The organism is uncultured Desulfobulbus sp. (assembly GCF_963662935.2).
GTDB lineage: Bacteria > Desulfobacterota > Desulfobulbia > Desulfobulbales > Desulfobulbaceae > Desulfobulbus.
Genome location: NZ_CAXXTL010000002.1, coordinates 2,285,344 through 2,308,140 on the forward strand (window position 1 = coordinate 2,285,344; position 22,797 = coordinate 2,308,140).

Annotated in this window: 13 protein-coding genes; all 13 read right to left on the reverse strand. The window is 46.4% G+C overall.

All coding sequences use genetic code 11. The features are described 5' to 3' along the window. Positions 1-13 precede the first annotated feature (13 nt). Positions 14-1,597, reverse strand: a complete 1,584-nt coding sequence (locus tag ACHZCX_RS14405) for a hypothetical protein (protein WP_319587908.1) — start codon at positions 1,595-1,597, stop codon at positions 14-16. Continuing rightward, positions 1,594-6,129, reverse strand: coding sequence for a protein kinase (locus tag ACHZCX_RS14410; protein WP_319587909.1), 4,536 nt, complete (start codon positions 6,127-6,129; stop codon positions 1,594-1,596). Before ACHZCX_RS14410 ends, ACHZCX_RS14405 begins: the two co-directional genes overlap by 4 nt. Before the next feature lie 14 nt (positions 6,130-6,143). Then, the gene (locus ACHZCX_RS14415; protein ID WP_319587910.1) at positions 6,144-6,932 is read right to left on the reverse strand and encodes a phosphoadenosine phosphosulfate reductase family protein; all 789 of its coding nucleotides are present in this window, start codon (positions 6,930-6,932) and stop codon (positions 6,144-6,146) included. 192 nt (positions 6,933-7,124) lie between these two features. Then, entirely contained in the window at positions 7,125-10,586 is a 3,462-nt protein-coding gene (locus ACHZCX_RS14420) for a hypothetical protein (RefSeq protein ID WP_394708794.1), read from the reverse strand. 13 nt (positions 10,587-10,599) lie between these two features. Further along, entirely contained in the window at positions 10,600-11,535 is a 936-nt protein-coding gene (locus ACHZCX_RS14425) for a DUF4007 family protein (protein ID WP_319587912.1), read from the reverse strand. 130 nt (positions 11,536-11,665) lie between these two features. Continuing rightward, positions 11,666-13,156 (reverse strand): DNA phosphorothioation-associated putative methyltransferase, encoded by a 1,491-nt coding sequence (locus tag ACHZCX_RS14430; protein ID WP_319587913.1) that lies wholly within the window; start codon positions 13,154-13,156, stop codon positions 11,666-11,668. Between the two features lies 1 nt (position 13,157). Continuing rightward, positions 13,158-13,688 (reverse strand): hypothetical protein, encoded by a 531-nt coding sequence (locus ACHZCX_RS14435; RefSeq protein WP_319587914.1) that lies wholly within the window; start codon positions 13,686-13,688, stop codon positions 13,158-13,160. A gap of 1,217 nt (positions 13,689-14,905) precedes the next feature. Further along, a complete protein-coding gene (locus ACHZCX_RS14440) occupies positions 14,906-15,676 on the reverse strand; it encodes an ADP-ribosylglycohydrolase family protein (RefSeq protein WP_319587915.1) in 771 nt (256 codons plus the stop codon). Positions 15,677-15,816: 140 nt separating this feature from the next. After that, positions 15,817-15,987, reverse strand: coding sequence for a protein-tyrosine phosphatase family protein (locus tag ACHZCX_RS14445; protein WP_394708837.1), 171 nt, complete (start codon positions 15,985-15,987; stop codon positions 15,817-15,819). Positions 15,988-16,022: 35 nt separating this feature from the next. After that, a complete protein-coding gene (locus ACHZCX_RS14450) occupies positions 16,023-16,166 on the reverse strand; it encodes a hypothetical protein (RefSeq protein WP_319587916.1) in 144 nt (47 codons plus the stop codon). Positions 16,167-16,198: 32 nt separating this feature from the next. Then, positions 16,199-16,846, reverse strand: a complete 648-nt coding sequence (locus ACHZCX_RS14455; protein ID WP_319587917.1) for a vWA domain-containing protein — start codon at positions 16,844-16,846, stop codon at positions 16,199-16,201. Positions 16,847-16,973: 127 nt separating this feature from the next. Continuing rightward, entirely contained in the window at positions 16,974-20,084 is a 3,111-nt protein-coding gene (locus tag ACHZCX_RS14460) for a UvrD-helicase domain-containing protein (RefSeq protein ID WP_319587918.1), read from the reverse strand. Continuing rightward, positions 20,075-22,642 (reverse strand): PD-(D/E)XK nuclease family protein, encoded by a 2,568-nt coding sequence (locus ACHZCX_RS14465; protein WP_319587919.1) that lies wholly within the window; start codon positions 22,640-22,642, stop codon positions 20,075-20,077. The genes ACHZCX_RS14460 and ACHZCX_RS14465 overlap by 10 nt, the downstream gene beginning before the upstream one ends. Positions 22,643-22,797 lie beyond the last annotated feature (155 nt).

The window sequence follows — 22,797 nt, forward strand, 5'->3', positions numbered from 1 at the left end:
AATCGATCTTCCATTAGAAAGGATTCGTCACTTGTGAAACTGCATCCGAAAGGGGAAGAAGGAATCCAGCGGCCAATAGATCCTCTTCCAACCATTTGTTATCACTATGGGTCATATGCAGTTTCTGGCGAGGATGCGTCCACTTGATCGCTTTTTCTAACAGTGGCCCTCCGGTTGCCATACCGTAATAGCAGTACATAAGTTGTTCAAAACTCTGAAGAGTGCGTTTCTCTCCAGGCGGTATTAGGGCGAGTACCAGGTAGCGTAACAATTTATCAGAAATTACCATCCTTGCACCAGGTCCGGTTTTAGGAATAATAAAACCGATTCGCTTTGCTAGTGATACAAACAGCTCGTGTCCCTGTTCATCCCCTCTTTTTTCTGGGTCATTCGCGCCTGTTCGGGTTGAAGGCACAATATCTGGGTGCCTCAAGGCACCATGAATAACCTCTTGAACGCGGACTAAATTGCTTTTCGCCGTCTCCTTCAACACCGGGTCGTCAAGCTGCTCGGGGCTAATAATCCAGGAAAAACCGCAGGCACCACCTAGATCAGACAATGCGTCATTCATAGTGCCACTGTACCGGCAAGCTTGGGCACATAGGCTACGCAATACCTGCAATACGCAACATAGGGTTAGCATTTCAATCTTTTCTAACGGATCGATAGACGATCGGCAAATATTGGCAAATTCACAAGCAAACAGATAGGCTTCTTTCCAGCTCTCTTCGGGACACCAGCCGCACTGTGCGGGGTTACGCTTGATCAGACGGTTAGTTTGTTGGTCGGCTGCTTCAATCCACTCGCAGAGTGAATCAATGGGGCTTGTTTTTTGAAACAACTCATTGAGGCCACTAGTTACAGATGCGACAGCGTCCTCTGCCTGCCCTTTTCTAAATTTGTTTTTTTCTTCAAAAGCTACCAGTTCAGGACTGTTGAAATAACGTATCAAATTACAGAGCTGCAGATAGAGAATTTCGCCGCCACGAGCAAGGAAATCATGTTGGGTAAAGGTGAAAAATCCTCTTGGGTCATCAAGTGCATTATCCCATTGGATATCGGGATTTTGGTTTCCCATTACCCGTTTCCAAATAGTTTCACAGGCAACTAAGCGAGTACTCACCGGCAAATAGACTTGAGTGCACCAGGTACGGTTAGCGGCTACTCCAACAAAACCATAAAGCAGCTGCTCCAGTAATTCCAAAACCTCATCTTTGGAGATATGCTCTGTTTCTATTCGCTCCTTTAAAGTGGTTATTATCTGTTTGAAGTGCTGTTTATGACAACCATGCCGGGTCTCAAGCTTTGAAGAGCCAAGAAAAGAGAAAAGTTTCAGTCCCAATCGCGGTTCAGGTGTATATTTTAACGTACTGTTTTCAGGCCACCTTGCCATGATTTCCCTGTCCGGCAGCGAACAGCCCCAACCAACATCCGAATCGAAAACCGTTTTTGGAGAAAGAAAGACCAGCAAGAATTCCACAAGGTATTCAATGTCGGTCTGATCTTTGTAAAACCGTCGGCCAAAGATCTGAATGGCGGCGTTGTCATCATCTGATTTATGCTGTGCCAACCGTGGAAATCGAGGTACAGTTGTCATGATGTCACCTGTAACTGCTGATCATTGATTTCAAGTGTTCTGACTTTTAGCCGCCCACTCCTTCCCATTTCCAGCAGATTGAGCTGAGTGCCTGTGCCTGTATTCTTCTGTTTCTCAAGTAAGCGGGACTTGAAGCGTTCCAGTCGGTCTCGATAGCCCGGGTGCAACCCTTGGCCAAGCTCCCCTCTATCACGCAGAAGAACAAAATCAAGAAAAGGTAGATCCAGTTCAAGGCTGTTTTGGGAGTTACTTTCACGCAGTTCAAGCACACTCCGTTTCGGTTCAAATTGTTCATTCACCGATTTCCAATCGAGGGAAAAAGAGCTGAAGGGAATCTCAGCAAGCAGAAGTTGGACGCTTTGCCGATAACCTTCATTGCGTCTTCGTAAAGCGATATAAAGGCTGTTTGACGCATGATTTTCACTTAAGAGAAATCCAGTGTACTGTTCCTGAAGGACGCGGAGTATTTTGCGCAGCAATTTACTCTTGTACATAGTCTGCGGCCCGTTTCCTTCCTGCCATTGCTCCATATCTACGAGGACCTCAGATTCAAGAAACTGTGGAATAAAGCTAGACAAAGATGAAGGGAACTCACCAAAAATATAATAGAGGCGGCGAAGTGCCCCACGGTCCTGACAAGTTTTTTCATTCTCACCATTTACTCTGAAGATACTATCCTTCTGAAAGGGCTCAAGAAGAGGTGTAAGTAGAGGCGGCAGATGGGGGAGTTCCCCTTTTTCCATGCTCCAAAAAATTTTATCGAGAGCAGGAAAGGGCTTAGAACCGCATTCGAGCTTACGGATATGTCGGATGGCCGCCATGCGACCGACAAGCTCGTTCCTTTTTCCCTCTTTGTAACCGAAAAAGAGGTCGCTGAAGAAGAAATCCATTGCATCCGGCGGATTTGGAGCAGCCGCCTGACCATGAATCACAGAACAGTCAAGCCCCCCGGTCAGACTATAGGCAAGATGCCCGGTTAATTGACGCATGGTCAGGCGGGTTCCATATTCTTTCAATCGCCGATAAATCCATGAAATCCGCTCGCTCACTCGTTCTTTGGCTGCCAGCAAGGCCATAATATTTCGTCTTATGGGGCAGGAAACCTGGACCTGACAGGAACTGCATTTTCCCCACCCTTGATGTTCTAAAATCCTCTTCAAGACATCAATACAAGTCGAGATATTGTCTGTGCCCGCTAGATTTATAATCGAAAGCTGGGTATCCAAAAGGGTCAACTCCCGAGGGTCCGCCGAACCTAAAGTATCCAGGAGACGACCTTCCACGTCATAGCTATCTACCCCTAGTTCCTCGGCAAGAATTTTCCATGTGGCCAGCAAGGTACCGGTATTGGAAATAATGAACCATCGCTCGCTATTCTCCGACTGAAGGACGGACCTTATTTTTGAGACTCTTTCTTCCGCGCTTAACTCGCTCATATCTTTAACGATATGAATTGTGTGGCCATGATATTCAATGGATTCATCTTCTTTCAGTGGACGATCGAGAGGTAAATCCGGCGGAATACCGTGCAATTGTTTGTACAGCTCTAAACCAATAGTTGATTTTCCATCGCCGGCATGACCAGTAAGGAACACATGGATGCCCTCTGGGGCTGTAAGGCGTTCAAGAATATAATTTGTTTGCGGCAACGGGACGTGTATCTGGCCAAAATGCTTGCTGAGGGCTTGAGTTTCAGCAAGTGCACCTTCATCAGCAGCGGTGGCATTGTGCAGGCTATTCAGATAGCGTACAAAATCGTTTTCTTCAGTGTGAGCGACTTCTTCTATCTTTAAGGGAAGAAGTGATTCATGTGGAGCTGGGGTCTTTTCAGGCTCAGGCAAGAATTGCTCATTCTGTTCCTCTGGTGGCAGCCAAATTGTATCAAAAACCTCTTGCATGCGATCAATATCTGCAAATCTATCATTGCGCAGAGGTTGCACCGCTTGTTCTAACCAGTCAAATAAAGCGGCAGGTATTTCTATTTGCCGCTCTTCATTTGTGACCTGAGGGATACTGTCAACAGTGGGTACTCCTACATAAGGCCGCCGTCCTAGCAGCCATTCAAAAAGAGTAACTCCTAAAGCAAAAAGATCCCCTGACTCACAAAATTCATAATCAATTTTTCTAAGTAAATCCGGAGCAATATAATAATCAGTTCCCTGGTAGAGGCCTATGTGTGGGCTGCAAGCAGTCCCAAAGTCAAGAAGAACAGGATCGCCCTGGACAGTGAGAAGAATGTTGTCCGGTTTGATATCGTTATGGAGAAGGGGCGTTTCCCGGGCAGGGTCGCGATGCAGGGCTTGCAGCGCCATGAGCAGACATGTAGCGACATGCCTAAAGGTTTCTATTGTTGGAATCCTTCCATTTTTGATCAGTTTGCGTAAGGACGGCCCCTGAATTAGGTTGGTTACCAGAAAAAAACGTCCGTTGCTCCAAACATGGACGCCATATTCATGAAGCACGAACGGGCTGTTCACCAAAGAGAGGTGTTTTTGCTCGGCGTTGATTCTTTCTCTGGGGATCTCATGAAAATAAAGCTTCAAAGCTATCTCGTTGCCATTGAAGCCTCTTCCCGCATAGACCTGTGCTTCCCGGCCTTGGCCAATCAAACTATCAATGACGTAGACATCATGGGAAGTCCCGGGAGCTAGAGGATCATTGCTCTTTTTTGCGGGCGCCTTCTTGTTATGATCATCGAGCTGTTCCTCGAGTTGTGTTTCTATATCATTCGTGTTTTGGGGACGTTGATTGCGATTCAAGAGGACGAGAGAGGAAATGAGAGGAATAATAGTCTTATTGACGACGACCTCTCGAAGGCAATCTTTATTTTCTTCAGTCAGGCTGTCCACACGATTTAACAACTCTAGTGAGTTATCAAACGGTGGTTTACCACACAGCAGAGTGTAAAAAATAACACCGACGCTAAAGAGGTCGGTCGCTTCAGAAAATTGTCCGTCCGTATACAGCTCTGGAGCAAGAAATGGAGAAGCTACCAGATTCTCCGGGTCATGAAACACCGTGTACTCTGGCCCGTGATCTGGGATATATGTATAGTCAAAGTTCATCAATACAGGTAGTAGACCCTGCATTAAAATATTTTCAGGTCGGAGATCTCTATGCACTATGGCTTTTTCATGTAACACCGAAAGTCCAGCTACTATTCCCAGAATTATTTTAACAGCTTCTTCCTCCGAGAATTTCCCCTTGTTGTGCAGAACATCGGCCAAGGTTCCTTCGTTCGACCAATCCGAAACCTCAATAATCAAATCATCTTCGTTAGGAAGCGCCTCAACTCGCAACAAATTAGGGTGATAATCTAATTGATCAAGAGTCTTTAAAGTGTTGAAAGCCTGTTTACGCTGCTTCTCTTGCTGGTTGTAAGGTAGGGTGGAATCAGGAGTAAAGATCCGTAATCGTTTGACCGACTGCAATTCTAACCCTTTCACCCGGGCAAGAAGTTCCAGTCGTCCAGGGGTCTGGGTGATATTATCAAGGAGTTCGTATCCGGGAATATGCAAACCTTTTTTCTTAGGTCCATCAACCAGGTTCCATAGAGAGTCAGCGATTTTTTCCCGATCATTTGGACCTAGGATTTTATCTTCGGTACTAATTCTGAATTGGAAATAATGCACCAAATCATCTGTGCCTGCAAAGGTGGGATTTTTTGCGGCTTTTTTGGGAAGAGATTGGTTGTATACGATTGCTTTAGGATTGGTCAGAACTACAACTGAATCTACCCAAGGAATTTTGATAAAAGGGAATGTATTTTCGAGATGACTTTTTAAAACTTTACATTTGTAGGTATTTGCCTTGTGCGGATCTGGAGGGAATTTTCCGTGGACATGCCAGTTATTGGGAAGAATCTCGATCTCCCCACCCCAATGTTTTAACTCTACAATGGCAATAAAACTGCTGCATATAGCAATTAAGTCACATTCAAGATATTCATTTGTAGCAGAATCATGGAGCTCGAAGTTGGGGATAAATTCCACCTGCTTGGCAAGCAGTGGAATGATGGCCTCCAAAGCTTGCTGCTCATGGGGGAATTTGGAAGGAATTTCTAAGGCGCGAGGGGTGGGAGATGATATATATGGAGCCAATGCGCCAATGATAAATCTTTTCACCTCTCCGCAATGCTCAGTATCCGATATTAAGTATGAAAAAAGTTCTTCGTCAAGATGTGCATAATCTACCAAATTCAACAAATCCTTGGGAGATCCTACGGAGGTTAAGGCGTCAAGCTCTTCTTTTTTACCTTTTAAAGGTTGTAATTTCCAAAAACTGCTGGAACGCAAATGAAAGAATGGATTTACAGGCCTGTTACTGTCTTGTGGCCTAGAATATTTTATGAAATATTTTTTAAATAAATCTTTAAAATATGAATTAAAATATATCTTATTTTCAGTATATACCCCTGATTCAATCCCTTCAATCACTGCCAGTATAGCTAGTGCTTTATGAGGTTTATCTTCATGTATATTTTTCGGCAAAACAGTAAGCAGTAATTTTTCTATATTAGAAAATTCAATCATAATCATCCTGTCAATTATAAATCACAAACTATACAAGCCCTTTGGGTACATCCTCCTAAAATATCAACAAGCTTTCTTCCATTAGGTCCATTGAGTTTAACAGGGACTTTATCTTTAAATGATTCTATAATTTGTTCTTTACGTTCTATCAATTCGCTCAAGCTTTCTTCTTGGCTCCATGTAAAGCGTTTCTGATCTTTTCCTACCTTTTCATATTCCATGGCTTTTTTAAAAAGGTCAGGATGCTCATTGTGCAAATTGACCCATTCTATTTTTTGTTGAAAAAAACAGAAAAAACAACCGGATCGGCTTCTCCATTTGTAATATTCAGGAAATCCTAATCCGCTACTCTCTAGCAAGTTTTCAATATCTGCATACACGAGTCCATCTTCTATAAAAGGATATCTTGGAATGATATTATCTTTAGATGAAAGATATCCTTCTCTATCTTCATCTGCTCTTATGCCGATGTAACTAAATATTTTATCATTCCCTATATATAGCTCATAAGGAGAAATTTTGAGTACATCTGTACACCATCTTTTAAAAGGTGATGGTAAATAGCCTCCTTTGAGCTCAAGCCATGTTTCAAAATCTCTTTTTGGCTTCAGGACTTTGATCTCAATCCCCAACATTGCGCGCATGCGCTGCAAAAAATCATAGGTTTCCGGCAACTCATAACCGGTATCCATGAATACATATTCCAAGTTAGGTATCTTATCATGTAAATAGACAGCCAAGGCTGCGCTATCCTTGCCACCCGACAAGGATAGTACATGCCGCCGTTCATCGCTTTTCTTCATATTTCCCTTCCACTGTACTTATTTCATTTCAGTCAGCCTTAATGATCGGCATATCTAAAGGTGTCCTGTCAATAAAGAATTAAAATTTTTTGAAAGCTTTCCTAATGCCTTTTTTTCAATCCAGAGACTGGTAACTATTTCTGATTAAATTTCAGCCTAAAAGAGCTCGTTTTCAAAAAACCTAAACATCGTTCATTTCGCGCTTATTTCCCCTTGCAACACCGAATCGCCGAGGAGTAGTAAGAGGGCCTCTAAATCATCTGGCGAAAGCGATTCCCTTAATCGCCTGGCTATAGATTGCATCCCGCCAAGAGTTTTCTTTTTTACCCGCAGAATTTTTCTTTGACTGCTACCCGCTGAATTCATCATTGATACATAACGAATTTCTTCATTTTTCTTTTTCGTGGGCAAGTCGAGTTCAGCAGCAACAAGCGATTCAAAGGAGTGGAAGCGATCGACAAGATCATGGAGGCGGGTGGCAAAAATCTGAAGATCGTTGTCTCGCCAAGAGTTAACAGGACGCTGATTAACTACGGTTGCTACTGTGACAACCCACTCTGAAGGACTTGGAGCCTGTTTACCAAGAACGATTAAAAAAGGTTTCAGATCTTTGTCCGCACATCTTTCAACAAGCAACGCCGAACGTTCTCCGAGATCTTCTTGCAGAGATGACAAAGGAACCTCCCGGCCAAAAACACTTTGCATGACTTTGGCAATTTCCTCATGAAGAAGTTTGTCCGCTCTTGTTAGTTCAAGTAAAGTTTCACGAAGAGCCTTTTGGAACTCAAGCTCTTGCACTTGGGAGTTGCATTGCCCCTCGCTAACGAATGGTTCAAAGGAAAGAGCCTTGGGTAATTCACGAAAAAGCAATTCTATGGGATCTTTTGAATTTAACAAAACACGAAGAATGTTTCTGGCCCTGTTACTGACAGTTTTTGTCTGCAAAACATAGCCCGACAAGTTGTTTGCAAACTGAATCAAGGGGCCGACTACGCTCACCATGCTCGCATTGCGAATCCTATCAGTTCCCAATTCCACATTGGCATTGAGAAGTTGCTGGTAAAGCCTGAAAATTTCATGGAGAGTTCCGGAAGTCGCGAATCTTTTTACAGAGAAAAGATCCGGTCTTTTTACGAGAAGCTCCATCTCCTCAGGAGACAAGTAAGGAAGAAATGTATTTTCCCGGTATAAAGCTACTTCTTCGGAATTGACCAAAAGATAGAGGCATAATATGACAGGGACAGGACCATACTTCAGTCCAAAGGGTGGCTGCTGCAAGGTTTGTATAATATAGCTGAGAGGCACCCTCTTTTTCTCGGCCTGCTTTAACCCATCATCTATTTTTTCCCAAACAGCATGAAAAGTTGATGTCTGGCACGGTGCTGTGAATTTCCAGGTGTCACCATTGTCTTCTTTATGGAGCCCTTCGGCAAGGAGCATGGTGCGGTAGATTGCGACCTCGGGTCCCGTGCCCTGCATGTTCAAGAGAGGAACCGTGCTCTGTGTTACCATCGCGTCAATAAGTTCACGCCGTGCCATTGCAGTGGCTGACGACAATTTGTCACGATTAATAAGTTCGTTCCGGATAAGCGGGCAAGCCTTAAAAACTTGATCACATAAGATTGAGAGTAAGCCTGAGAGTTGCCGATGAGTGGTTATCGTATGCTTCTTGCCAAAGGCATACCAGGCAACAGGAGCGCCTGGGGCAAAGAGCGTTTCTAACAATTGCTTCAGCCGTTTCTCGGCAACCCCTGCTCGGTATCTAGCCTCTTTACGAGCTACGCCATCTCTGGCCAACTCGGGAGACTCCGCTAGCATATTATTAGTGGCAGTAGCCTCAATTACAGCTTCCCGTAGTTGTTTTTCGCATGAGGCATGGGCAATGAGCACAGGTCGTCCATCAGGCGTTGCCTCTACAAATTGGATTTCTTCAGATGTTCCATCAAAACAATATACAACCAGGCCATCCGCTTCTTTTGAAATGTTGGTGACTAGGTATTCTAGATTTGCACAGGAAGACCAATGTCTTTCAAAATATCGCAACGTGCCAGTCCGGTATGAATGGCGTGAAGCTATAAGAGGGTGCAACGGGGCTGTTTTTTTCAACATATCCTCAAGCACAAGTACCGATGACCTTTCTCTATATTCTTCTAAAGTCGAAGCGATGTCGATGTCCGTTCCTTCCCACAAACGGTATTCGTCGGCGTATTCGCGATATATAAGCAAGCCTTTATTAATTAATTTGTCCAAAAGGCCATCATGATCTGCGGCAGCACGTATGTTTTGATGACCCGGAAAAGAAAGGGCAAATTTTGTAATATCCTGAGAAGCACGCAACCCTGTAGGTTTTGCAAGCAGATTCAACAAGCCGATATTTTTAATCAACTCTTGTTCATTAGCTGGCAGGTGGCGGGTTTCTTCTATGATGGAGTTGACCTCAAACCATCTTTTTGCTTCTGGGCGGTTGAGGGAGGGGGTGCTGGTGACTGAGAGAAAATAATCATACAGCGTCGCAAGGCCAAAAGTTGTCAGACTTTCAGAGTCGTGCTGAATATCGTTGTGGTGTAAAAAATAGGGTAAAGCGCAAGGATCTCCCCCACAGAGAAAAGCAAACAGAGTGCGATCATTTTGGGCGAATCTGGCGCACAACTCAGGCAGCACATAAACTACTAGTGGGTGTAAGGGGTAGCAGTCTTCAATGGTTTTTCTGTTTAAAGTAAGAGGTCCCGGCAATGATAGGGCAGAAAATTGTTCAGAGTAAAAATTGGTCCATGCTTGTAATTTTTCAGCAAATGGAGAGACCTTATTTGCTTTTTTCAGGGTGTATGCAATAAAGCGAATCATCTGTTGCTGAGGCTCGACGAATGAGATGTCTTCAAACCGTCCTTGGATCTTGCCCCATTCCTGCAACTGTTTTCCTGAAAATTCGGATGAATATTCCTCAAAAGCTTGATGCAAGCATACCCACAAGTATATGTTCGGACTTTCAGCTAAAGTCTGCAGGATGTAGACATCACCCAAGCCGTTATGCTGGGCCATGTACTCCAGGTTTTTCCCAAACTCATCAAGCACCACCACAACTGGTGCCCCGTACAAGGAACCAGCTTCCTTGATATAGCGAGCGAGCGTAGGGGTGTCCTTAGCATCTCCGTCCTTGAAAACTTCGACTTGGGATATAAGCTGCCTTAAGGAGTTGGAAGGCGCCATATCCCGAAATTCTCGATGCAAGGAGTTGAGTAATGCTTGAGCAATGGTACGATTGACAGGCTCAAATGAAGAAGTTGCAATAATTCGAAAAAACCCCTTATGGGTTTTCGTCAATTCACTAGGGAAACTTCTTGTAAAATCTTTATAGACGTTTTCTGATGACGCCCGCAGAAGCTCTCTGGCAATCTGGCCATGTCTTGATGTTTTTGCCCCACATAACGCGATAAAGAAATTCACAAAAGAAGATTTTCCCATTCCGTAAGGCCCGGTCAGCGACCAGGAAGAAACCTTCTCGCCTTTTAAAGCGCCTATGAATCTTTTTATAATTTCCAGCCCTTTATCCGTCAGAATGTACTGATTAAGAGTTGAGACATTTCCCAAGTCTCTCTCAATGTTGACAGAGCGGGCAATGATGGAATCGGGGACTACAATATCGGATAAAAACATATGAGAGTATTGATCAGTTGTTTTGTGTGTAATATTGGCTTAGGAGTTGTTGAGCTATGCGATCAGGTTCCTGTTCAAATTGCAGCTGTCTATTCCCATAAGATTCAATAAAAGCAACTCCTGGGATTGTCATCACCCCTTCATCGAGACGCCGTCCAGCGCCTGTCTCAGAAATTCGGAACAGTACCCCAGGGCTATTGAAACCATAGACCAGCTTGTGGAGGGATAAGGTTCTTAAAGTGGGCTGAGTGTGGGCAGCATATTGGAAGCATGCGGCAAGAAAAATTTGATTAGGCAAGGTGTTTTTTTCATCAATGTTAAAAGAAAAAGCCTGCCTATCACCGTCGGAAGACAAAAGGCCGAGCTGGGTAAATGGACATTCTATTTCGTCAGAATTTTGTGATTTTGACGAGCCATACATGCGGATAAAACAAGATGCGTCTTTTTCTATTGAGGCAAGCGCAACGTTTTTTGATTTATAATGCTGACTCATACGTTCAGTCACTGCCGTGGCAAGATCCTTGGAAGTAAATTTACCAGACAGCGACAGGTTCAGGACAAGTGGCCATGCTGTAGCCAAGATGGGCGGCATACAAAGCTGCCAATGGAGAAGCCAAAGGCTACCTATATCCTCTAAATACGGATCCCAGCCTGTCTGATCGTTAAAAAGCTGGTTACCCAAGTCTGTGACTTGCATTTGACCGCCGATCCGAAGTGTTTTTTTATCACCTACAGGTTCAAGAATTTTATAAGCCATGGCCCAAAATCGAACCGCTCGCACCATATTCTTCCCTACCCCGAGATACTCAATTGCGTTAGCTGAGTCAAAAACATCGGAGCCATGTTCTACGACAGCATCATAACCTTTTTTTAGCCAGCCATAACGTGGCGGGAAAGTCTCATGGCGGGCAAAAAAAATAGTCTCAATCCATTCAGTCAACTCCATCATGATTCATCAATACCATTAATAATATTATATAATTTTAAAGAGGTAATATGGCAAAGCGAGATCCTGAAAGTAGAGGTACTTGCTTGAGACATGGGGGTATCATTGCGCATATCGCCCTCTATTACTCGGACTATTGTATTTTATAAAATTTAAAACCCTTAATTTGCATATTATTTTGATTCAACAGGGCGTCAAATTCCGTTTTCGACGGTCCAAAACCATTGAAATTTAACCATTCAAACGACATCAACCTTTTATCAAATGCTTTTTGTTTGGAATAATTTGGCATATCGTCTTTCAACAATATTGACTTCAAATAAAGCGGCTGCGGCGGAAATTCATCCCCGTAATTAAAAAAATCTATAACCTGTTCACGTAACTTTACCTTTACCCGTTGCTCTAATAGAGGCAGCGGTTTATTCCAGAAATCATCGTAGCGTAAAAAAGTTACCTTGCCCGAATTAAAATGGATTTTTATCAGGTCAATCTCGCTTACATCTCCGTATAATCGACTGGCACAGCCAATGTAGACCCGCAAAACGGCAGGCAGGTATTCAAGGAGCGCACCGTGCACAATGAAAGAATGGTCAGGTACCAACTGGCCGCATTGCAAATCTTGATTTGCCAGAATACAGGCTTTTCTAATCAGCTCAGCTTTCCCCGCTGAAAATAGGAGCTCCCTCGCTTGATCTAAAGCCTTGCCGTACTTCCCCCAAAAAGTTTTGATGTCTCTTTTTAGCCCATCTGGCATGTGGAGATAAGGCTTTCGCCTTTCAAAAAGCCCTAGGGCGAAATAGACTGACAAATCATTTTTCTTAGATTCAGCAGCGGTTACATATATGGCATCTCCATGGATGGCGATTAGGAGACGAATTGCTTTTTCATGAGATCCGACAGAAGAACGTAACTGTTCAGATTGGGAAAATTCTTCTTGAGACGGAACCCTCCCAAGGTCGAGACATTTAGTCCAAAAAAGATCGAGTAATTCTTTATGTTGTTCATAAAAAACATGCTGTCTTATTTCTAACCGTTTCGAGTCGCAGGTATACGACAATCGTTGCCAATTTTTTTTACTTTTTTCGCGGGATATAAGGAAATTTTGTTCTTCAATTTTATCTTTAAAAATATAAAAAATACCAGGGCCAATGGCTATCGCATCTTCCCTCAACACATCTTCTATGTATTTACGAATTTCAGGCTGGGTATAGTATTTTTGAAATGTATTCCTTGCAGTTACTACACCGTCATTTAATGGTTGAAAACGATTGATTATGCTTTCGCCACCCAGCATAACAGCCACTACAAGCAGCTTTTTTGCGTAATTGTAGGCGTTAAATAATGTTTTTTTTCGTTCTCCTTGGTCTTCTATAACGTTGATAACAAAACCAAGATTAACGATATCACTGACAACAATCTCTTGATTGGGGAAATAGACAGGATCCCATCCTAACGCATTGATATTGTATTGTTGTAAAATACGAACATCGTCACCTTTTCCGCAACCATAATCAAGGATAGTAATGTTATCTGAAATATAATCATGACGATACAGGCTCTGCATTGGTGCAGACAAACTGTAACGATCAATCGCAGTTCGATGACGTTCTATTTTTATGCTCATATCACTTTGCAACTACGATGTGCCCATCTTCCAGCTTATAACCTCTTTCGGCAATAATATTACTCCAATTTTTCTTGAAACCAATAAATTTAGAATTATCGTATAAGCCAGCTTGTTCACCTTCTCGTGTAAGTTCTTTAAATAAAGGAACTAATGGGTGATCCTTTGAAAGAAACATTTCTTTACGGTGCAAGATAGGAGGGTTGGAAGATTTTTTATAATTAAAAGAACGCAGAGTATTTTTTAAAAAATTATATACAAAACTGGTATGCAATTCAGGGTATGCCATAGAAAAAAAATCAGGATAATGCAAAAGTGAAATTTTAAATTCATATTTGAATATTTTAATAATATTCCATAATAATTTGTCATCCGACAACAATTTAATTTTAAAATTAATAAATTTAATTAATTTTTCATTTTGATTTAAATATATCGATTTATGCATATAAATTGCATCAGGCATCTTTTTTCCATCAGCAATACATGCCACCATCTGTAAATATTCATCAGGAGAAAGTTCGTTGATCATACTGTGCAACCAAAATATTCAATTATTATATGGATATTTCTTTAAAAGCACACTTTCTATATGAGAATGTGGAGATGCCCTTTTTTTAGATACCATTCTTTAAGAAAGGAGGTGAGGGGGATGAGGTATGTCTACAATTACCTTGTATCATGACTTTGATATGGTTGGCTATCGCTACAAAAGCCCCTCGTATCGGGAGGGCAATCTGATCTCCACGATTGAAAATGATCCGCACTCCCTGCGCCGCCGCCCCTATTGCCAAAGCCCACAGGCGGTTAGACGCGGCACATCAATGCGAATTTCAAGACCGTGGCTATTGGCATTACTGAGGACAAAAGCCGGATTGCACCGGAAAACAGGGCACCTACGCCCAAAAAACGCCGTCAACCATCGCAAGGATTATTACAGGGGGCTCTTCCTCACTCCTGCCACCCAGCCGACTGATCCAACTACCTCAGCGCCAAAAAGCTCTTTTTTATATATGACCATCGGGCTCGTCCAACGAATAAGGTTAGATTGTCAGAGCGCAGAAAGCCACAATCTAACCTTATTCGTTAGCCTGTTGCCTTTCCCTAGGCTCTGCGCTCCGTGTTGTTTACGTCTTCAAGCCACTGCTCAATTTCTTCGCTGCTCAAATCTTCCCATAGCATCACCTCCCATGTTTCATCGAGCAAGAAATTTCTCAATAACGCTTCAAACTCTTCGTCCGTCTTATTAACCCATTGGTTCGGAGGCCACTAACCACCTGAGTAGCCTAAGAGCATTCCAGGTGATGCACAAATCACTCCAGGGGAACTACTGCGAGAATTCAAACCCCTGTCACCTGCGCAATGAACGGTGCGATAGGCTTCAATGGTTGAATCATGTCCTCACGTTTCATAGGTTGTACCATTTCTTCCTCAAACATATGGCTTTCTTACCTTATTGGACTAATGGGATGATATTTCATCTGTCCACAGCCTTTTTCGTCATCTTGTGCGGAAAGGAGCTTTTTTATATATCAAATCCACACAAAACAACAAGGAGCCATGAGGGGGCTTGGTCAGATATCGTGGTTTGGGTGCAGAGGTGTCCATGCTTTTAACCTGGGTGCTGTGCTTGCGTTTGGAGAAAAATCCGGGACGAACTTATCGGCTTCAATGGACGCGTGATTGGTGGTTACAGAAATCTGGCCGTAAATGGCAGCCGTGGTATCGGCGTCGTTGCCCAGATTGACCCTAAGTAGACAACCTTCCTTTAAGGATGACGATCGGTGGAAGGCCTACAAAGCCGCTTCCAGCAACTGGAGCACATAACCGCTGCCGACAATTGCAGGGGGGGGGCTTTTGCTTGAATGAGCCGCATGCAATCTCGTCTATTTCCCGGCAAAGAGTTAGCACCCCTAAAGACCGGGCACCGGTGCATAGCGGGAGGACAAGCAGTTCTTCCTTGCAGGTACCCAGAACAGCGCCGACAAGCAGTCCCGCTGACAAGTAGAGGCAGTCATCCAGGAAGGAACGGGCTCCGTGCGCGGTCCTGGAACTCTCCCCGCTCAGGAGGATCGCTCTTTCCGGGTCAAATGCGAAGAACAGGGCAACCGGTGCAATCCGCATTAAGCTGCCATTGCCGGCAGAATGGGGATCAGTGGAACCGCAGAACGGGTTACCCGTCTGCTGATAGCGGTGCAGGGCTTTTGAGACAGTCCCGCCAATATCAAAACTTTTGCCGTTACTGCTCAGACACCCTTCCTTCCACCAGCGGACATACAGCTCCATCTGGTCGCGGGCATCGAAGCCCTTACAGGTAATCAAACTGCCTGCCAGACAGAGCGCCATGGAGGTGTCATCGGTCCACTCCCCAGGGTTGAGCCCAAACGGCCCGCCGTCGACCATATCCTCGACCAAAGGGAAAGTGCCAGGGGGCTTGAACTCCACCGTTGTCCCCACAGCATCACCGACGGCCAACCCCAGCTGGCATCCTTGATAGCGTTGTTCCAAGGAAATCATCATTCCCTCCAATCCAAGATATACTGCTTCTGTTCCAAGGTTTCCGGTGATTGCAGGTAGGCTGATTTGGTATTATGCCGACAGAGCTCCTGAAGCCGATCATAGGCAGCCTGCCCCTCTTGACCGTGTCGTGCCAACCAGCATCAGACTACGGTTCCCGTTCGACCAATCCCTCTCCAGCAATGGACATACAAAAACTTGCTCTCGTTTATGTGCTGATCGATGGCGTCCAGGATTTTCAGCATCAGTTCGGAGGATATGGGAACCGAAACATCACGGATGGGATATCGGAGATATCGCGCCCCAACAATCATTTCCTTGTATGGAATCAATCCGTCCTCTTCCTCAGTCAGGTCATGAAAAGCGACACGCCGGCCTGCATCAGGGAGTTGAGTTTAATGAGCGAATATTGTTCGTCGAGATTACGCGAGTACTTTTCCGCAAGGAATTGGCCAGGAGAAACGTAGTAGCAGTGTGGTATTAGCCGTTTCATGGTCGTCTCCGGCGGTGTTGAGTGGTTTTTTTTCAAACTCCAGCCTTCTTTTGTGCATCGAAATCTTCCTCCTCATAGGCCATGTCCACTTTTTCACCGCGCCTGAAGGATGCAAGATTGGAAGACAGGGAGCAGAGTGCTTCCCTAACTCCCTCAGCATTATTGGCATACTTCATGGCCCTGTCCTGCCTGATCCCGATATCGGCAGCCACACTTACCACATCGATATTCGCACCGAGAAAAACAACCTCCCAGGAATAGACTTCCTGTTGTTCCTTGATCATGGATTTGATCCGGTTGAGGGTAAATTCTTTGGATGCGTTTTCCTCACCATCGGTTTGAATCAGAAAGATCACTTTTTCTGGTCGACCTGACTCGTCCATGTCGCTCAAACGTATGCCGGTGGAGGTGATAGCCTTGCCGACGGCATCAAATAAAGCTGTCATGCCCCGGGGCACATAGGTGGTCTCGTCTAGATGTCTCGCCTCCTGGATATCGATTGCATTGCAGTTGACCTCATAGCGGTCATCGAACTGGATGAGGGTGAAGGTAGCATCCCCTTCGACCTGTTTCTGTTCATCGACAAAGGTGTTGAATGCGCCGATAACTTCATTGGTAAGTGGTTCCATGGAGCCGGAACGATCGAGCACCACGGTTATGTCGCTGTAATTTTTTTTCATATCGTCTCCCGGTAAAATTGTCTTCGGCAGTTTCTATGGCCATACGATACCATGGTTGGTATGACAAATAGCGTCTGACCAATAAAAAAAACCATGGCAGAATATCAACACTTCTCCGAGAGTATTTCTATATACCTTTGACCTCTACCATCAGGCCAACCACGGGCAGATGGATATATGTCGCCAACACCTTCTTCCTACCGGCATGAAACAACGCATCACGATACATCACCAACTGACCGGCAAAGCCTTCCGCCTTTTCTTTTGCATCGGCAATACTGCCGGGAAAGCTCTTGTGATCGATGATGATGTATCCTTCCTCCGTTTCAAGGAGTAGATCGATAAAACCCGAGATAATTGTGCCGACATCGGTTCGGTATGTTACTGGGATTTCCCTGTGGCAGACAGCTTGCGGCCATTGCTTCTGGATGAAATTATCTAGCCGTTCACCCGCCTGCAGCAGAACCTCTGGACTCAGGTTCCCTTTCACGCCCCAGCGCTCGAGAGTCTCTCCTGCTATCTGCAGGCGCTTCTCCTGCGCATATTGACGATGATTGGCACCGAGAAAGGTGTGCATTGCTTCCCCCAACATTTGCATGTCCGGTTTTCCCTGCAGAGTAAGTCGTTCACCCAACCGTTCTTCCGCTATAATATTCCCTTGGGCAACAACTGAAGAGGCAGCCTGATAAGCCGGAGGATATTCCCTGCCTTCTTCTGCCCTATACCCGGAACCAGGCACGACAGCCTGTTCGAGGGGCGGCAGCGGAGTCCCGATCCTTCCCGTAACTGCCACCTCTTTTCCAGCCCACAGAGCAGCACCATCCTTGGGCGTGGCAAGAAGTGGCGCATCTCCATCATCAATCAGCAGGCGAAGGATTCCCTTTTGCAGAAAACCCGGTCTTCCTACCAGCACCAGAATATCCCGTGCTCTGGTCCAACCGACATAGAGGAGGCGTAATTCTTGACGTTGCTCCTTTTCCCGATGAATAAGGGTTGCATCGTCTCTCATCAATCGATCATGAAACGGTGCCCCTATTTTGAAATTCCCATAAGGATTGGGCCAAAAACGCAGCCTCCGGTTTGCCAGAGGATCATCCAAGGTGAATTCTGTATCACTCACCACCGTAACGCCCAACGGCAGAGGATTGTAAACCTTTTCGAGTTGAAACAAGACGGTCACCGGCCATTCGAGCCCCTTTGCCCCGTGCCAGGTCAGAATCTGCACAGTATCCTCATCCTGCACAACCGCTTTGGTGTCCGCATCGAGTCCTTCAAGATGTGCAAGCAGTCCGGCAGGGCTTATCCCCCTGCTTGCGACATTACAGCTCTCAATGTACTGCGCGCACAGAGAGCGCAGGCTATCCAGGTTGGCAAGTCGTTCTTCTGTATTTCCCCAGGAACAACAGTGCGTGCGCACATCGGCAACCTGCATTGCCTTATCGACTACCTGCAGCACCCCTGCGGCCTGCAGCGAGAACCCGATCTGTTCCACCTCGTCAAAAATTGCGAGATCAAAGGCCTGCGCATACCTGGCCGAGAGTGCCTTTTGTAGCCAGCGATTGTAATCGCCAGGATTATCAAGCAGTCTTGCTACCTCTGCACGGGCAAGTGAATCCGTGGGATCGATCAGAAGCCGCATGACGGCAAGGACAAGTATCACTTCGGGACAGGCCAGTAACCCAGGGCGTGGCACTGCCGCGCTTATACCCTGCTTTTCCAATGCCTCGGCAACAGCAACGCAAACGTCGTTTACCCTGCAGAGGATTGCAATATCGCCGCCCCTGACCCGTCTACTCATTCCCGTTTTGGCATCACGCACACGTACGTTCTCATCGGCGAGGAAGGCTTTCATCGCCCCTGCCAACGCCAAGGCATCATCCGACTGATTTTTGCTCTCCAAGTTCCAGCACTCATAGGCCGGACCCAGCCCTCCAGGTATTTGCTTTTCCACCTCAGGGGCCGGTTCAAGACGCACCCGCTGTTCCGGAAATTCTTGGTGTGCGAAGGCAGACGCAAAGACATCGGAGGTAGAGCGCACCAACTCGGGCCGACTGCGCCAGGACAGGGAAAGAGTCTCTGGCTCCTCGCCGGAAAGGATTGTCTCAATGGCCGCATCCATTAACGAGGGATCGGCATCACGAAAACCATAGATTGCCTGTTTCTGGTCACCAACCCAGACAGAACGCTTGGCAAGCGCGGCAAGCTTTAGAAATATGGCCAGTTGGATAGGACTGGTATCCTGGAATTCATCAACCAGCACTAGGTCGAGTCGCTCGCTCAAAATTTCCGCAGGCTCTTGCATCTGCAGCAGCTTTAAAGCCAGGGCTTCCTGATCGGTAAAATCAATAAAACCCCATCTACGTTTATACTCCTGATAGGCCGTGAGAGCCCTTGCAGCAATATCAAAGGTAAGCGTTATCAGCCGCTGGGCATCTTCTTTCAGGCGGGGATGATTGTCATGGACCGCCGCTGCTGCATTGAGGGGATCGGCGACTTCCTGGGATTTCTTGCCTGTCTTCAACGTTGCCAAACGATGCCATTCGTTCCAGGGTAAATATACTTGCTGCTGCATACACCTCTGCAGCTGTTGCACTGTATTCCTGGCTTCCTTAGTAGTTTTCGTCGTATCGGATTCGATATCGACATCGCGCAGGAATTCACGAATTGCGTCCCGTAACTGCTGATCAAGCTGGGCTCCATTGGGGTGTGTTTCACCAAAGAGCCTTTGATATTCTTCGACTGAACGCCTACCGCAGGCAAAAAGATCCTCCCCGGAGAGACCATTGGCGCGCGCTTTACCAATAATGGCACTCACTTCTTTGCGGATATCAAGACCTTTGAAACGTCGCTCAAGCTGATACATCTCGCCACTGAGCTTGGTGTCGATCTCCCCGGCCATGGCCTTTGCGATGACACCGGCAACGGCGTTTTCCTCCAATACGCGTTGCTCGGGAGATATTCCCAAATAAAAGGCAAAGTCTTGCAATAATCCGCCACACACCGAATTCACCGTCCCGATGCGTGCCGCCGACAATTGTTGTGCCTGTGTGGTGAGCTTGCCGCTGAGCAGACGTGTGCGTACCCTCTCCTGCAATTCGGCAGCCGCCTTGATGGTGAACGTCGTTGCCAAAATAGCATCCGGACGGACGTTGTCCTCTTTTACAGCGTTAAGCAATAATTCAGACAATTTATACGTCTTACCGCTTCCGGCACTGGCGGATATAATTTCTATGCGCATTGTTGAAACCTCCTACCGCAAAGAACCTCATACTCACAAAATCTGCAGGGCGGCTCAAGAATGAGCTTACCCTCCTCAACCCTGCTCTCAATATCTTCACCATTATTGCCAGGGCATAACAGCACGCCGGATTTCACAACCTTCCAGGTAGAAATGAAAGTTTCCTCGAATATCTGAAATATTTCTTCCGTTTCAGGAACAATAGCCTCTTCCCCCAGAGGAAAACTGCGGAGATCAGTCGTCAGTAGGGCCTGGTCCTCCAGGGTATAATAGGCAAGTTGTGGATATCTCCCTCGCAGCTCCTTGAGCAGAAAACCATAAAGGACAATCTGCAGGGCCGTACCCGATTCCATTTTCTTTTTATAAAACTTTGCCCAACTCCGTTTCATATCAACTACCGTAAAGGGACTGTCTATGACAAGGTCGGCAAAGCCTTCCAGACGTTGTGAAGAAAAAACAGCGCTGAGTTTTTGTTCCAGGGAGATCTTTTGGACTCCTGCCTTATGGAGATGCTCCAGCAGGGCCTTGGTTGCGAGCATCACCGTTCGGCGAATTCGCTCCCGTTCCACCTCCATGCCCTCCTGGAAGAGTACAGCGACCATTCTCGGAGCTTTTTTCGCGAACAGATCCGCCGCCATTTGTTCACCTTCTTCTGGCGTCGGCAGAGTCTCTGATGCCAGTACCTCTTCAAGCAGGGTATGGGCAAGACTACCAAGAACAGGGACAAGGTCCGGCAGAGAGGTCTTGTGATCTCCCCGGATACCACCACAATACTGCAGGCTCCATTTCAGTGGGCAGCCAAGAAAGTTTTCTAAACTCGAAGGCGACTCAACTTCACGCGGTGTCACAGTTTCAGGGGCTACGTGCCACACCGGTTGCGGGCAAGGCACCTGCAACGGTGGTGGTGTGGTAAGAGTAGGGGCAAAATCACTTTTTATCCGCTTGCAGGCCAGATTTTCCGTCTCTTTCCCGGATGCGGCCAACAGTTCGTCCCAAAGTGGATGAGGATAGAGTTCCGCCCCTAGGTGGTTCTGCTCCGGACAGATCAGCAGCAGTCTCGATTCGGCACACAGAAGAGGACGCCGCCAGCGTTCAGCCCTGCTGTTCGCAAGGAGTGCGGAATCAGGCAGATGAACGCCTGCTTCTGTGAGCAGATCCATTTCTTCCCTGGAGAACAGGGGCAGATTGATGGCAGACACACTGTCGCGGGTGAAATTCCACCACACCACTGTTCCTGCTCTTCCGGCAACGGCCTCGGGATAGGGAACGGCGGCCAGCCCTGCCTGAGCCGGTATAGCTGGAACGCCACGCTGCTCTGAAGTGGCACCATCCAGCAATTTCTGTAACAATGGCCCTTCAACGGTCTCTTCCTGTAACGATAAAACCATCTCCCTGAAGAGAGAACATTGGTTGATCGTAGGCAGAGCGACCGGATCATCCTTGAACCGACCACGCAGCCATGTCCGCAGCATGTCGACACGCTGTACAATCTCATCTGCTGTGAAGTGAAGGCTTGTAACCTGCGAGAATAACAGCTCCAGCCGATCAGCAACACGGCTGCGTTTTTCGGCATCATCAAGTGCTTGCAGTCCCTCTTTGAGCTCTGCATTCCACAGATCACTGCCAATGGCGGGCCATCGTGAAAGAGCCTCGCGCAATCTACGGCCAATACCTTTGGGAACCGGTGAGACGGGGAGAGTGAGCAGATCCATAACTCGTTCAGGATCCGGAGGATTATGTCCCATGTCGAGGACCAGCGGCAGCAGCTGAAGCAGGGATGAGCCTTCTTCCGGTTCTGCACCTGTGACTGGAAGACCAAAACGATGCAATGCATTATCCAGTATGGCATCGCCACCTATGATGACGACATCGGCCAAGCCCTTTTTTTCTTGTAGGGCATTCAACCACGCAGCAACTTCCTCCGCTGCTCGTAACATGCCATCTGGTCGTACCAGCTGCAATGTACCGTCTCCGCAAGGGGCAAACTTCTCTTTCCGCGCGTTGCCAAGATCACACTCGGAGTTACCAGCGTTTTGCACCGGCCTGCAATGAATAACCGCCCCCTGCTTTTGCAGCACACGGAAAAGGTCCTGCCAGAGGGGAGGCAAGACGTCAATCTCCTCCAACAGCACAATTTCAGGAAATTCGGCTTTGAAATCAGCAACTTTTGCGCAAATGGCCAGCAATCGCTGCGCAATGCCAGGGCGAATATGAGTTGAGATGCTGGCAAGATCCGCCAGTCGTAGTGTCAGAGCTTGCCCTTGCCAGCCATGAAAAACAAGGAAATCATGCAGGTGGAGAATGTTGCGGGCAACTCCGAAGGGATCGGCGGAAAAGGACGATGACCAAAACTTGTTATCCTCTCTTTTCAAAAAAGGAATGAGAGAGGAAATCCGTATCACCTCATGCACAGCAGGGCCACGCAAGCCGAGCATACCCTCCAGATAGCTAAGCATGCCCAAGCACCCAAGCCGGATTTCCCCTACTCTACCTCGTTCCGTATAGGGCCAGATCGGCCATGTCCGAGCGTCAAAGGCGGAATCGAAAATTATTTTCATCTCACTCTCCTCGTTGAGGCATAGGAATTTACTAGAAATCAGGTAAGTTAGTTGTCACATAGCCCCGGACCGGTCGAGCGCTACGGGTACGTCGCTCTAATTTTTTACATATCGTCGTCCGGTGAAAATTGTCTTTGGTGCTTTGTCAGGCCTTA